Source organism: Mitsuokella multacida DSM 20544 (assembly GCF_000155955.1).
Classification (GTDB): Bacteria; Bacillota; Negativicutes; order Selenomonadales; family Selenomonadaceae; genus Mitsuokella; species Mitsuokella multacida.
The window spans coordinates 834,608-848,532 of record NZ_GG697141.2 but is presented as its reverse complement, the minus strand read 5'-3'; the positions used below and the strand labels follow the sequence as shown (position 1 = coordinate 848,532).

The 13,925-nt window shown below is 62.4% G+C and carries 10 protein-coding genes and 2 tRNA genes; all 12 read left to right on the top strand.

The window, feature by feature from the left end:
- Window positions 1–93: 93 nt before the first annotated feature.
- The 12 genes from MITSMUL_RS03915 to hxsC all read left to right on the top strand — a co-directional run bounded on the left by MITSMUL_RS03915 (window position 94) and on the right by hxsC (window position 13,924).
- A tRNA-Lys gene (locus tag MITSMUL_RS03915) sits at window positions 94–169 on the top strand.
- 1 nt (window position 170) lies between these two features.
- A tRNA-Lys gene (locus tag MITSMUL_RS03910) sits at window positions 171–246 on the top strand.
- Between the two features lie 91 nt (window positions 247–337).
- Window positions 338–1,117 (top strand): 5'/3'-nucleotidase SurE, encoded by a 780-nt coding sequence (gene surE, locus MITSMUL_RS03905; protein WP_005840162.1) that lies wholly within the window; start codon window positions 338–340, stop codon window positions 1,115–1,117.
- Window positions 1,118–1,188: 71 nt separating this feature from the next.
- Entirely contained in the window at window positions 1,189–2,430 is a 1,242-nt protein-coding gene (locus MITSMUL_RS03900) for an adenosylhomocysteinase (protein WP_005840161.1), read from the top strand.
- 11 nt (window positions 2,431–2,441) lie between these two features.
- A complete protein-coding gene (locus MITSMUL_RS03895) occupies window positions 2,442–3,722 on the top strand; it encodes an amidohydrolase (protein ID WP_005840160.1) in 1,281 nt (426 codons plus the stop codon).
- Window positions 3,723–3,844: 122 nt separating this feature from the next.
- Window positions 3,845–6,619: an FtsK/SpoIIIE family DNA translocase gene (locus MITSMUL_RS03890; protein ID WP_005840159.1), complete on the top strand. Its 2,775-nt coding sequence runs from the start codon at window positions 3,845–3,847 to the stop codon at window positions 6,617–6,619.
- Window positions 6,620–6,810: 191 nt separating this feature from the next.
- Window positions 6,811–9,426: an alanine--tRNA ligase gene (alaS, locus tag MITSMUL_RS03885; protein ID WP_005840158.1), complete on the top strand. Its 2,616-nt coding sequence runs from the start codon at window positions 6,811–6,813 to the stop codon at window positions 9,424–9,426.
- 99 nt (window positions 9,427–9,525) lie between these two features.
- The gene (locus MITSMUL_RS03880) at window positions 9,526–10,812 is read left to right on the top strand and encodes an HlyD family secretion protein (protein WP_005840157.1); all 1,287 of its coding nucleotides are present in this window, start codon (window positions 9,526–9,528) and stop codon (window positions 10,810–10,812) included.
- A 239-nt stretch (window positions 10,813–11,051) separates the two neighbouring features.
- Window positions 11,052–11,441, top strand: coding sequence for a His-Xaa-Ser system protein HxsD (gene hxsD, locus MITSMUL_RS03875; protein WP_040635424.1), 390 nt, complete (start codon window positions 11,052–11,054; stop codon window positions 11,439–11,441).
- The gene (locus MITSMUL_RS03870) at window positions 11,431–11,664 is read left to right on the top strand and encodes an HxsD-like protein (RefSeq protein WP_005840155.1); all 234 of its coding nucleotides are present in this window, start codon (window positions 11,431–11,433) and stop codon (window positions 11,662–11,664) included. Before hxsD ends, MITSMUL_RS03870 begins: the two co-directional genes overlap by 11 nt.
- Entirely contained in the window at window positions 11,661–12,734 is a 1,074-nt protein-coding gene (locus MITSMUL_RS03865) for a hypothetical protein (RefSeq protein WP_005840154.1), read from the top strand. The genes MITSMUL_RS03870 and MITSMUL_RS03865 overlap by 4 nt, the downstream gene beginning before the upstream one ends.
- Entirely contained in the window at window positions 12,731–13,924 is a 1,194-nt protein-coding gene (gene hxsC / locus MITSMUL_RS03860) for a His-Xaa-Ser system radical SAM maturase HxsC (protein WP_005840153.1), read from the top strand. Before MITSMUL_RS03865 ends, hxsC begins: the two co-directional genes overlap by 4 nt.
- Window position 13,925 lies beyond the last annotated feature (1 nt).

The following is a 13,925-nucleotide window of genomic DNA, read 5'->3' as shown; positions in this document are numbered from 1 at the left end:
AAAATAGCAAAAGGGTGTTGACAGAAATGGAGCTCCCGTCTATAATAATATTCGTTGGTTGCGACAGCGACTGACAGACAAAAGAAAGATGATGACTCACTAGCTCAACTGGCAGAGCAACTGACTCTTAATCAGTAGGTTCACGGTTCGATTCCGTGGTGGGTCACCATGACTCACTAGCTCAACTGGCAGAGCAACTGACTCTTAATCAGTAGGTTCACGGTTCGATTCCGTGGTGGGTCACCATTTTGAGATAACGGCTCCTTGCAAAGAGGAGCCTTTTTTGTATCTGCAATGGGAATGGAACAGAAATAGAGAAATAGAAAGGAATGACATCATGCGAATCCTGATCTCCAATGATGACGGCATCCAGGCCAAAGGCCTCGAGGCGCTCGTCAAAGCATTCTGTGCGCGCAAGCACACGGTCATCGTCTCGGCGCCGGCCCGCCAGCAGAGCGGCATGGCCCATGCCCTGAACGTCGGCCGGCCGCTCGAGCTCGTGCGCGGTGAGGAACTCGCCGCAAAGTACGGCATCGAGGCCTGGGCCGTCGACGGCACGCCGACGGACAGCGTCAAGCTCTATCTCGAGGCGTTGGCCGAGGAGAAGCCGGATGTCGTCGTCTCCGGCATCAACCACGGCGCGAACCTCGCGACGGACATCCTCTACTCGGGCACGGTCGGCGCGGCGATGGAGGGCATGCTGCACGACATCGCCTCGTTTGCCGTCTCGATGGATGTGGACAGCACCATCTCGTACGAGGAGGCGGCGGAGGAGTTCGCCACGATCTTGGAGCGCGTCATGACGGCACAAAAGGCCTCCGATGAGCCGCGGCCCGTCTTCTGGAACGTCAACTTCCCGCGCGCCTACACGCTCGGCGACGATGGCCGCCCGCAGGTCGTCTTCGGACGCCAGGGCAAGCGCGACTACCACAATGCCTTTCAGAAGCAGGAGCGCACGGATGGCCGCATCTTCTACACGGTCGCCGGCGAGATTTTCGACACGGACAAGAGCGAGCCGACGGACATCTACGCCGTCGAGCATGGCTACATCGCCGTGACGCCGCTGATGGTCGACCTCACGGACTACGTCGCCATCGAGAAGCTCTTGGACCGCTGAGCTCGTGTCCTTTTTTTCGCGAGATACTTGTGATAGAATAGAAGTTAGATTTGTTACGGGAGGCAATATTCATGGAATCAATGATTCGCGATATCAAGCTGGCTCCTTCGGGCCACGATAAGATCAACTGGGTCAAGAACTTCATGCCGGTCATGGCGGCCGTCGACAAGGAGTTCTCCGTCTCGAAGCCGTTTGCGGGCAAGAAGATGGTCATCACGCTGCATCTCGAGGCCAAGACGGCCTACATGGCGGAGATCTTCCACCATGCCGGCGCCGAAGTCGCCATCACGGGCAGCAACCCGCTGTCGACGCAGGACGATGTAGCCGCCGCGCTCGTCGAGGACGGCCTGCACGTCTTCGCTTGGCACGACTGCACGCCGGAGGAGTACGACACCTTCATCAACAAGGCACTCGACATCAAGCCGGACTTCGTCATCGACGACGGCGGCGACCTCGTGCACATGCTGCACACGAAGCGCCGCGAGCTGCTCTCGGGCATCGTCGGCGGTTCGGAGGAGACGACGACGGGCGTCCATCGCCTGCGCGCGCTCGCCAATGAGGGCAAGCTCGAGTTCCCGATGATTGCGGCCAATGACGCCTACTGCAAGTACCTCTTCGATAACCGCTACGGCACGGGCCAGTCGACCTGGGACGGCATCATGCGCACGACGAACGTCGTCATCGCCGGCAAGAACGTCGTCATCGCCGGCTACGGTTGGTGCGGTAAGGGCGGCGCGATGCGTGCGCGCGGCCTCGGCGCCAATGTCATCGTCACGGAAGTCGATCCGATCAAGGCCATCGAGGCCGTATTCGATGGCTTCCGCGTCATGCCGATGGATGAAGCCGCTAAGATCGGCGACATCTTCCTGACGCTGACGGGCGACAAGGACGTCATCCGCAAGCAGCACTTCGAAAACATGAAGGACGGCGCCATCCTCGCGAACTCCGGCCACTTCGACGTCGAGATCAACATCCCGGAGCTCGAGTCGCTCTCCGTCTCGCGCCGCACGGTCCGCAAGAACATCGAGGAGTTCAAGCAGAAGGACGGCCGCAAGATCTACCTGCTCGCGGAGGGCCGCCTCGTCAACCTCGCAGCTGGCGATGGCCATCCGGCCGAGATCATGGACCTCTCGTTCGGCGTGCAGTTCTTCTCGGCACTGCATCTCCTGCATCACGGCAAGGAGATGACGAAGGGCGTCCACCTCATGCCGGAGGAGATCAATACGAAGATCGCCGAGATCAAGCTCAAGGCATCGGGCATCGCCATCGATGCGCTGACGCCGGAGCAGAAGGCATACCTGAACATGGCCTGAGGGAGAAACACATGAAGACACTGATCAAGAATGTATACGCGCTGCTGCCCGACGGCACGACGCCGCTGACGAATATCATGATCGACCGCGACAAGATTGCATCCATCGGCGAGGTGCCGGAGGACTTTCGCGCGGCCAAGGTCATCGACGGCAAGGACAAGTTTGCCGTGCCGGGTTTTGTCAATGCCCACACGCACGCCTCGATGACGCTGTTCCGCAGCTATGCGGACGACATGAACCTCATGGACTGGCTCAACAACATGATCTGGCCGGCTGAGGCGAAGATGCAGGAAGAGGACATCTACTGGGGCGCGATGCTCGCGGCCGTCGAGATGATCGAGGGCGGTACGACGACGTTTGCCGACATGTACGGGCCGTACATGGAGAAGGTCGCGGAGGCCACGGCCGATGCCGGCCTGCGCGCCGTGCTCTCGCGCGGCATCATCGGTGTCGCGCCGGACGGCGATGCCAAGATCGAGGAGAATGTTTCCCTCTATAAGGACTTCCACGGCGCCGCCGATGGCCGCATCACGGTCATGTTCGGCCCGCACGCGCCTTACACCTGCCCGCCGGACTTCCTCAAGAAGGTCGCAAAGACGGCGCAGTCGCTCGGCGCGGAGGTCCACATTCACATGGCGGAGACGAAGGCCGAGATCGAGCAGATCACGAAAGCCTACGGCAAGCGCCCGTTCCGCTACGTCGAGGAGACGGGCCTCTTTGACGGCAAGGGCACGCTGGCCGCGCACTGCGTCCACCTCGACGAGGAGGACATCGCCATCATCAAGAAGCACGGCATCCGCGTCGCGCACAACCCGGGCAGCAACATGAAGCTCGCGAGCGGCGTCGCACCGGTGCCGCGCCTCCTCAAGGAAGGCGTCTGCGTCGCGCTCGGCACGGACGGCGCCTCGTCGAACAACAACCTCGACATGCTCGAGGAGATCAACCTCGCGGCGATGCTCCACAAGGTCAGCACGCTCGACCCGCTGGCCGTCCCGGCGCGCACGGCGCTCAAGATGGGCACGGAGTACGGCGCCAAGGCCGTCGGCCTCACGGGCGTCGGCAAGCTCGAAGCCGGCTGCAAGGCCGACATCACGCTGTTCGACATGAATAGCGCCGCCTGGTACCCGCGCAATGACCTCGCGTCGCTGCTCGTCTACTCGGCCCATGCGGACTCCGCCTCGACGGTGCTCGTCGACGGCAAGGTCCTCATGGAGGACAAGGAGCTCCTGACTCTCGACAAGGAGCGCATCTTCTACGAGGCACAGAAATGCGCGGAACGCCTGACCAAATAACTTCCATACGTTCCATCCGAACCATCCGAAACGATAGTGAATCTACAGCAGGGCTGCCGCTTCATGCGACAGCCTTGCTTTCGTAATCCTGATATCTCGTAATCGAAACAGGGGGGAGATCTTTGAAAAAGACTACGAGCCGCACGCGGGCGAAGCGCAAGCCGGTGCGCAAGGCGCAGAATACAGGCCACCGCGTGACGCGCGCGCATACAGGGCGGCGCTCCGAGCTCTTCGGGCTGGCGCTCTTAGCGGCCGGCCTCATCTCGATCTGCGGCATCTGCGGGCTCAATGTGGGCTTCGTCGGCGTCTACTTCGCGAAGTTCCTGCGCTACTTCTTCGGCGTGGGCTCCATTCTCGTCGCCGTCCTGATCCTCTTGATCGCCTGGACCTACATGACGAAGCACCATGCGCCGCGCTACTCGCCGCGCTTCTTCGGCCTGCTCGCGCTCTTCGTCTCCGTGCTCGCCATCTGGCATCACTTCAAGGTGCCCGTCGGCGAGGAGATCCTGCCGCAGAGCCTGCCGGCAGGCGGCGGCCTTCTGGGCGGCGGCCTCCTGCTCGGCCTGCGCAAGCTCTTCGGCGTCGACGGTTCCATCATCGTCCTCGGCGTCGGCACAGTCGGCTCCGTCTTGCTCTCGACGACGTGGTCGCTCGCGACGGGGCTCTTGAAGACGCAGGAAAAGGCGAAGCAGGGCGCCGCAGCCGCGGGCTCGGCCATCCAGACGACCTGCGGCAAAGTCACCGAAGTCGGCGGCCGCATCGAAGAGCACGTCGTCGAGGCCGTGCGCGAGAAGGTCAGCAGGGTCAGTGCCAGCAAGGCCAGCTTCTACAATCAGGAAGCGGACCAGCGCTTTGCCGATGCGCCAGAGACTCCGGAGAAACCGCAGGAAACGGCTGCATCAGAGTCCGTGTCGGAGTCGGAACAGACGGACCATGCCATGCCGGACTTCACGATCGAGTACGGCACGGCGCACGGAGAGGAGGCGGCGCCCGCTGCACCCGCTCAAGAAGAGCGCCCGATGGGCCTGCCCGACTCCATCGAGCCCCTCGGCATGGCCGCGCCGCCCGCGAGCCTGCGCGCCACAAGCCCCTTCGTCGAGGGGCCAATCGGCCGCGGCACAAGCCCTGCGCCTGCAGAAGAGCCTCCGGCATCGTTTGCGCCTATGCGTGAACCCGAGCCGGAGCCGTTCCCCGCGGCCAAGCATGAGGAACCAGCGGCACCGTTCACCGTGCCGAAGACGGAACCCGTCGTGCCGCCTTCGCCGAGCCCGATGAAGAAGAAGCCGACGGCCATGCCCTCGTACGAGGAGATCGCGCCGATCATGCCGGCCGCCGCTCTGCTCGACGGCTCAGCCAAGAGCATGGACAGCAGGCAGGGGGCCTCGCAGGGGCCCGCCGATGCCAGCTCGCCTGAGGCAAAGGCTCCGGCCGCACCGCCGCGCCCCTACATGCTGCCGCAGGTCACGGAGATCCTCTCGAAGCACGCGAAGAAGCACAACGCCGCGCTCGAGATGGAGATCGCCGACAAGGCCCACATCCTGCAGAAGACGCTCGAGGACTTCCACGTCAAGGCGAAAATCATCAACGCGTGCCACGGTCCGGCCGTCACGCGCTACGAGCTCGAGCCGGCGCCGGGCGTCAAGGTCAGCAAGATCACGAACCTCGCCGACGACCTCGCGCTGAGCCTCGCCGCGACCTCCGTGCGCATCGAGCCAATCCCCGGCAAGGCCGCCATCGGCATCGAAGTGCCGAACAAGGAGCTCGAGGGCGTGCAGCTGCGCGAAGTCCTCGAGAACGAGAAGTTCCTCAAGGCGAAGTCGAAGTTGACCGTCGGCCTCGGCATGGACATCGGCGGCCAGGCCATCTTCGCCGACCTCGCGAAGATGCCGCATCTGCTCGTCGCCGGCGCCACGGGTTCCGGTAAATCCGTCTGCATCAACACGCTCATAACGAGCATCCTCTTCAAGGCGAAGCCGGAGGAAGTCAAGTTCATCCTCGTCGACCCGAAGATGGTCGAGCTCTCCAACTACAACGGCATCCCGCACCTCATGGTGCCGGTCGTCACCGAGGCCAAGAAGGCCGCATCCGTGCTCAACTGGTCCGTGCAGGAGATGGAGAAGCGCTATGCGAAATTCGCTGAGCACAACGTCCGCAACATGGAGACCTACAACACGAAGTTCCCCGAGGACAAGATGCCGGCCATCGTCATCATCATCGACGAGCTCGCCGACCTCATGATGGTCGCGCCGCACGACGTCGAGGATGCCATCTGCCGCCTCGCGCAGAAGGCCCGCGCCGCCGGCATCCACATGGTGCTCGCGACGCAGCGCCCGTCCGTCGACGTCATCACGGGCATCATCAAGGCCAACATCCCGTCGCGCATCTCGTTCGCCGTCTCGAGCCAGATCGATTCGCGCACCATCCTCGACCGCAGCGGCGCCGAGAAGCTTTTGGGCCGTGGCGACATGCTCTTCTATCCCGTCGGCGCGGCCAAGCCCATGCGCGTGCAGGGTGCCTTCATCAGCGATGAAGAGGTCGAGCACCTCCTGGACTTCATCCGCAGCCAGGGGCAGGAGATGGAGGCCAACGAGGAGATCATCACCTTCACCGAGAACGCCATGAAGGAGGATGAGGAGAAGGAGGAGGGCAAGGGCCGCCGCGCCTCGAAGTACGACGAGCTCTTGCCCGACGCCGTCAACCTCGTCATGTCGACGGGGCAGGCCTCGGCCTCGTCCATCCAGCGCCGCTTCCGCGTCGGCTACACGCGCGCCGCGCGCCTCATCGACGAGATGGAGGACCTCAGCATCGTCGGCCCGAACATCGGCAGCAAGCCGCGCGAGATCCTCATGAACTCAGAGCAGGCCGCCGCCGCGCTCGCCGCCTGCAGCGATGAATGACGCAGACGGACGAAAACTTTCACAAAAATAGCCGATAAAATAGTCGATGGACTGGAAAAGCACAGGATGCTTGTGGTATACTTGAGAATGGTTATGTAATTTATGGTCATATAAGTTCCAGTAAATTCCATGAGCAATACCAGAGACAATCATCCGGATTTCTCTTATGGGGGTAGATTTTTTTGAAGTACATGAGTGGTAACGAACTGCGCGAAGCTTATCTGCAGTTCTTTTCGGAAAAGAAAGGCCATCTGCGCCTGCCGAGTTTCTCGCTGATCCCGCAGGACGACCCGACGCTCCTCTTGATCGGCGCCGGCATGGCTCCGCTGAAGCCGTTCTTCACGGGCAAGATGAAGCCGCCCCGCACGCGCGTGACGACGAGCCAGCGCTGCGTCCGCACGGGTGATATCGAGAACGTCGGCCGCACGGCGCGCCATCAGACGTTCTTCGAGATGCTCGGCAACTTCTCGTTCGGCGATTACTTCAAGGGCGAGGCCATTCCCTGGGCATGGGAGTTCCTGACGGAAGTCATCGAGCTGCCGAAGGACAAGCTCTGGGTCACGGTCTACCCGGACGACACGGAGGCCATCGAGATCTGGAAGTCCCAGCCGGGCTTCCCGCAGGATCACATCGTCAAGATGGAGGACAACTTCTGGGAGATTGGCCCTGGCCCGTGCGGCCCGGACTCCGAGATCTACATCGACCTCGGTGAAGAGCGCGGTTGCGGCTCGCCGACCTGCGCTGTCGGCTGCGACTGCGACCGCTACCTCGAGATCTGGAACCTCGTCTTCACGCAGTACGACCGCCAGGAAGACGGCTCCTACAAGAATCTCGCCCATAAGAACATCGATACGGGTTGCGGCCTCGAGCGCCTCGCGTCCGTCGTGCAGAACAAGAAGACGAACTTCGAGACGGATCTGCTCTACCCGATCATCGAGTACGCGGCCAAGGTCGCGGGCGTCGAGTACGGCAAGGACGAGAAGACGGACATCTCGCTGAAGGTCATCGCTGACCACGCGCGCTCCATGGCCGTCATGATCATGGACGGCATCCTGCCGTCGAATGAGGGCCGCGGCTACGTGCTGCGCCGCATCCTGCGCCGCGCCATCCGCCACGGCCGCATGCTCGGCATCAAGGGCAAGTTCCTCGAGGGCGCCGTTGACGCCGTCGTCGAGATCTACCGCGATGCCAGCGACTTCGGCGAGCTCATCGCCAAGCACGACTACATCAAGAAGGTCATCAGCATCGAGGAAGACCGCTTCGCCGCAACGCTCAACCAGGGCATGGAGCTGCTCGACGCAGAGATCAAGAGCCTCAAGGCTGACGGCAAGGACGAGCTGCCGGGTGAGGTCGGTTTCCGCCTCTACGACACGTTCGGCTTCCCGTGGGAGCTCACGGAAGAGATCCTGCACGAGAACGGCCTCGACCTCGACAAAGAGGGCTTTGACAAGGCCATGGACGAGCAGCGCGAACGTGCGCGCAGTGCCCGTGCCGAGAACCAGCGCGTCGCTGTGCCGGACCTCTCGGGCATCGACGTCTCGAAGCTCAAGGTAGACCCGGAGGCCAAAGAGGCCAAGGTCGTCGCCATCTGGAAGGACGGCAAGCTCGTCGACGAGATTACGGACGGCGAAGAGGCCGGCATCATCCTCGACAAGACCCCGTTCTACGCAGAGGGCGGCGGACAGGTCGGCGACGAGGGCCTGCTGCTCGGCGAGTTCGGCCGCATCAAGGCGACGAACGCCAAGAAGTTGCCGGACGGCACGGTCTACCACGTCTCGTACGTAGAGGAAGGCCAGCTCAAGGTCGGCGAGACGGTCAAGATTGAAGTCGACCAGGAAAAGAAGCTCGCCTCGGCGCGCAACCACACGGCGACGCATCTGCTGCAGGCTGCCCTCAAGAAGGTCGTCGGCGACCAGGTCAACCAGGCCGGCTCGTCCGTCACGCCGGACCGCCTGCGCTTCGACTTCACGAACTTCGAGCCGGTCACGGCGCAGCAGCTCGCTGACGTCGAGGCACTCGTCAACAAGGTCATCCTCAAGGGCCAGGACGTCGAGATCTCGCACATGAGCCTTGACGAGGCCAAGAAGGCCGGCGCGATGGCGCTCTTCTCCGAGAAATACGGCGACGTCGTGCGCGTCGTGCGCGTGCCGGGCTTCTCGATGGAGCTCTGCGCTGGCTCGCACGTCAAGAACGTCGGCCAGATCGGCATGTTCAAGATCGTCGGCGAGACGGGCATCGCCTCGGGCGTGCGCCGCATCGAGGCCATCACGGGCAAGGCTGCGCTCGACTATGCAAATGAGAAGCTCGCCACTCTGCAGAAGGCAGCTGCCCTGCTCAAGGCAAACGAGGACGACGTCCCGGCAGCCGTCGAGAAGCTGCAGGCCGAGGGCAAGGAGATGGCCGGCAAGCTCGCCGAAGTCGCAGCGATGCAGGAGAAGGCCGATGCCCAGCAGCTCATCGCTGGCGTCAAGGACATCAACGGCGTCTCCGTCATCACGGGCAAGGCTAACGTCGAGAACATGGACTCCCTGCGCGACGTCGCTGACCTCACGCTCGACAAGCTCGGCAGCGGTGTCGTCGTGCTCGGCTGCGCCAACGACGGCAAGGTCAACCTCGTCGTCAAGGCATCGAAGGACGCCGTCAAGCGCGGCATCCATGCCGGCAAGATCATCAAGGAAGCCGCAGCAGTCGTCGGTGGCGGCGGCGGCGGACGTCCGGACATGGCACAGGCTGGCGGCAAGAAGGCAGAAGCCCTGCCGCAGGCATTCGAGAAGGCAGCAGCCGTCATCGAAGCACAGCTTGGCTGAGTACTATAGATCATGTGAAACCTCCCTCTCTGCGAGGGAGGTTTCGTTGATATCTCGATAGCTTATAAACAGATGATAGATGATGGAGGGTCCTGAATCTTGGAAGTCGATATCACAAAGAAAGTACAGTATCTGATGAAATACGGCCTCGTCGGCCTGATCCTCATTGCCGTGCTCTGTGCGGGTGGCATCTACTACTACCAGCATCAACACAAGTACTTCAACGTCTACGACGCGCAGGTCACGAGCTCGCTCGTCGCGGCGAAGGTACACGGCAATGCGATGATCACCGAGAAGGTCGTCGCAGAAGGGGAGCATGTCGAGGCCGGCGATGTCATCGCCCACGTGCAGAGCACGGTGACGGACGAGCAGATCGCGAACCTCGAGCAGACCGTCGCGCTCTCGCAGCGCAACCTCGATGAGATCAAGAAGGGGCAGACCGTGACGGTCGCCGTGCCGAGCCCCGCCCCGGCACCGGCCGCGAGCGCGCCGCGCAGCAGCGGTTCCTCGCAGAGCGTCGCGAGCGCCGAGTCCCGCATGAACCGCATGAACGAGCTCTTCGAGATGGGCGCCATCAGCGCCGTGCAGCGCGATGCCGCCGTCTCGGCCTACCATGCAGCCGTGGCCGCCGCCTCGTCGTCGGCTCCTGCCGCATCCGCGCCGTCGTCTTCGCCGGCCGTCCGCTACCAGACGACGACCCAGCCGCCTGATCCGAAGGCCGTGCAGAACGCCGAGCTGCAGCTCAAGCAGGCACAGGCCGCGCTCGACAACGCCAAGCAGGATGCCGCTGAGACCGACATCGTCGCGCCGGTAGCCGGCACGGTCTACTACGCGCAGGGCATCGACGAGGGCTCGACCGTCAAGGCGGGCGAGACCGTTGCGAGCGTCGGCAATGCCGACGACATCTGGGTCGAGGCCAAGGTCAGCCCCGACAAGGCCGCGAAGATCCGCCTCGGCCAGTTCGTCTCCTACGAGATCGACGGCCACCAGCTCCAGGGCTCCGTCCAGGACATCCAGCAGCCGGCCAAGAAAGATGACCAGTCCGCCGACAGCAGCGCCAATGGTGCCGATGCAGTGGCCAACGGTGCCGCATCCAACGCCGGTGCTGCCCAGACTGACCCGAACAACCTGAACAATCCGAACGCCCAGGACGCCCAGAGTGCGCAGGGCGCGCAGGATGGCCAGCAGGGCGCAGAGGCCAGCACGGCTGATGCCGCCGGTGGCGCCGCCGCCGCAAGCAGCCAGCCCAAGACGACCGCCGAGGTCAACGACGCCGACGATGCCGATGAAGACGTCATGATCATCCGCATCTCCATCCCGTCCGGCCTTAACTTCACCCTCAAGCCGGGGATGAAAGCCGTCGTCAAATTCGCGATGAACGGCTGAGACCCGGCAATCGGTGCATCAGTGCAATGGTTTGATACAAAAATCTCCCAATCTCCTTGGGAGATTTTTTTGTGGAGTTTTTGAGCAGATGAAAAAATAGGGAGTCAAAACCCTTTTCCTGGCAGGAGAACACGTTCTTTTGACGAAGTATATATTAAATTATTCATATTCGTGTAATGAATCAGCAGAGTGACAGAGCAAAACATAAAACAGTAGACAGTAGAAGGAAGGTGTTTCGATTGGAGCGGACAGACCTTGTGGTCCCGAAGTCCATCTACACAGCCGATGTGTTGATAAAGGCGGCCTACATGTTCTTGCATCAGGCCTATCTCCATATCACCGAAGATGAGACCGCGTGGACCATTCATTTCTCAGCAAAGGAGGGGGGCGCACTGGCCGGCATCACCCAGCGCTTTGAAAATGAATTGCTGGCCCAGCAGGTCCGCAGACTCGTCTTCCAGCAAACGCATTCTTTGCGCGAGATTCTCATGGCGCGTGCCATGTCCTCTTCACTCGTCGATCAGGAGGACACTCTGGCGCGGCTCGAGAAGGAGCAGGGACAGCAGGCCCATGCGGCGGGGCAGTTCGATTCTATCATGAAAGACTGGTTTGAACGGAATGAGAAATGAAACAAGCAGGATTTATCCGCGCGCGCTCTATCCCGTGCAGGTGATACGGCGCGCCGCGGCGGATTATCGAGAGATCTGCCGCATCGCGGTCGATGAGCGGCCGGATGCGACAATCTGCAGCTTTGCGGACAGCAGGGCGCCTCTGCCCATCGTCATGGGGGAGTTTTCCAACTATCTGATCGAGCTGCTCCATGCCGGAGAGTCTCGGGGAGGGCGCCTATGATCCTCGAGGCCCTGCTGCTGACCACCCTGCTGCTCCTGCTCGGCAGCGCATCCTATACGGACTGCCGCGTCAGCCACATATGGAACCGCCATCTCGGCTATGCGGCTGTGCCGATTTTCCTGCTCGACTTTGCCTATTACAGTCCGCTCGTAGGAGATGGCCTCGCCTATTGGCAGCCCTTCCTGCTCAATGCCGTCTGCCTGGCGCTTACAGGCCTCCTGCTCTACGCCCTGCACATCTGGGCGGCCGGCGATACGAAGCTCCTGCTGCTCGTGGCCCTGGCCATACCGGGGCGCCTCTATGGCGGGCACCTGCCGTATGTGGGCAGCGGCATCTTGATCGTGGCGTTCGCCTTCCTGGCGGCATTTGCCTATGTGGTGCTGTGCGGCCTCGGGCAGCGGTGGCGCGCGTCGCGCCGGCTGCAGGGACTGCAGGGGGAAAACATCCGGACCGTCGTGAAGAAGCTCGACTGGCCGCGCATCGCGGCGTCCTATCTGCTCATGGTCACGCTGGTGCAGCTGATCATGGCCATCGGGCACGTGCTGCTGCCGACTGCGGCAGCGAAAAGCCCTCTCATCGATGTGGCCGCCTCCTGCGCGCTGATTCTCGCCATCCTCTCCCTCCGGAGCCGCATGACGACGAAGCAGATGGCAGGTGGCGCGGTGTTGAGCAGCACGGGCCTCTTGCTCGGCAGTGCTGCCCAGATGCTCTCCATCTCGTATGCGATGAGTGCCGCCATCCTCCTCTGGACGGCGGTGCTCATGTGCCTGCGCATGCTCGTGCAGGATTACAATTACAGGACGATACCGACAGAGGAAGTTCGTGAGGGGCAGATCCTCGCGGCGGGCACGGTCTGCCGCTTCGCGCGCTCCCGCGTGCGGAACCTTCCCACCGGTATGACAGAAGACCTGTCCTCGCGCCTGACGGTGGAAGAAGCGGCGAGCGTCCGGCGCTGGCAGCAGTCTCGGTACGGGGAGGACACGGTCGTCATCGTGCGGAAGATTCCGTTTGCCATCTTCATTACCGTCGGTACGATTGCGTTTCTCATCTTTGAGGTCGTTGGCTTATGAATCTCTACTTTCGCGATTATCATGCCGGTTCGCGCTTGGCGCTCGTGCGCCGCGTCGATGCACCGGCTTCCGGAAATCCTCCTGTCCTCCGCTCGGAGGAGGCAGGAGGATATGAGCAGCTCCGTCTCGCCCGCGATGCTGCCTGTTTTGCCTCGGACCATGCCGCGCTTGCGCCAGTCAATCGCGAGGTCTGGCAGCAGCTGGCCGATGGCGACATCATCACGGTGAATGAGGAAGGCCTTGTACACCGGCTGTTTTCTGGCCGGGAGCGCGCCGCGACTGTCTACCTCACGGGGCATTGCAATTCCAACTGCATCATGTGCCCCGTGTCCGATGAGGAGCGGCGTACGAGCGGCGGCCTGGCGGATGAGGCCATGATGGCGTACCTGCAGATGCTGCCGGCCGATGTCCGCCATATCACCGTGACGGGCGGCGAGCCGACGCTGCGCACCGCGCTGTTCCTCCGGACCATGCGCACGATAGCGGTGCGGTTCCGGCAGGCCGATGTCCTGCTGCTGACGAACGGGCGCTCCTTCTCGCTGCAAGGCTTCCTGCAGGAACTGCTGCATCTCTGCCCCGCGCACCTCTGCGTGGCTATCCCACTGCACGCGCCAGAGGCCGGGCTCCACGATGCCATCACGAGAGCGCCCGGCAGCTTTGTGCAGACGAATGAGGGCATCGGCAATCTCTTGGCACAGGGGATCGCCGTGGAGCTGCGCGTCGTCGTGAGCCGGAAGAACGCCGCGTACCTGCCGGAGCTGGCGGACTTCATCGTGGCGCACTATCCAGAGGTGCACGTCGTCAATTTCATCGGCCTGGAGACGCGGGGGAACTGTGCGCGCCATCTCCAAGCACTCTATCTTGATGCGCCCGCGGCCTTCCGGGCGGTGCAGCCCGCAGTCCTGAAGCTCATGGAGCATGGCATCGATGTGCAGCTCTACAATTTCCCGCTCTGTGCGGTGGCGCCGGGCTTCTGGGAAATCTGCCGCCGCAGCATCACGCCGGAAAAGATCCGCTATGCGCTAGCTTGCGGGGACTGCGCAGCACGGCCGTACTGCGGCGGCTTCTTCCAGACCACGCTCGCGATGACGAAGCCACACGTGCAGCCCATTCCCCGCACGGCGCTATTCATGGATAATCGGGACACTCAGGATGCACATGCATCTGAGAGATCGGGAAGGGAGGTTTGAC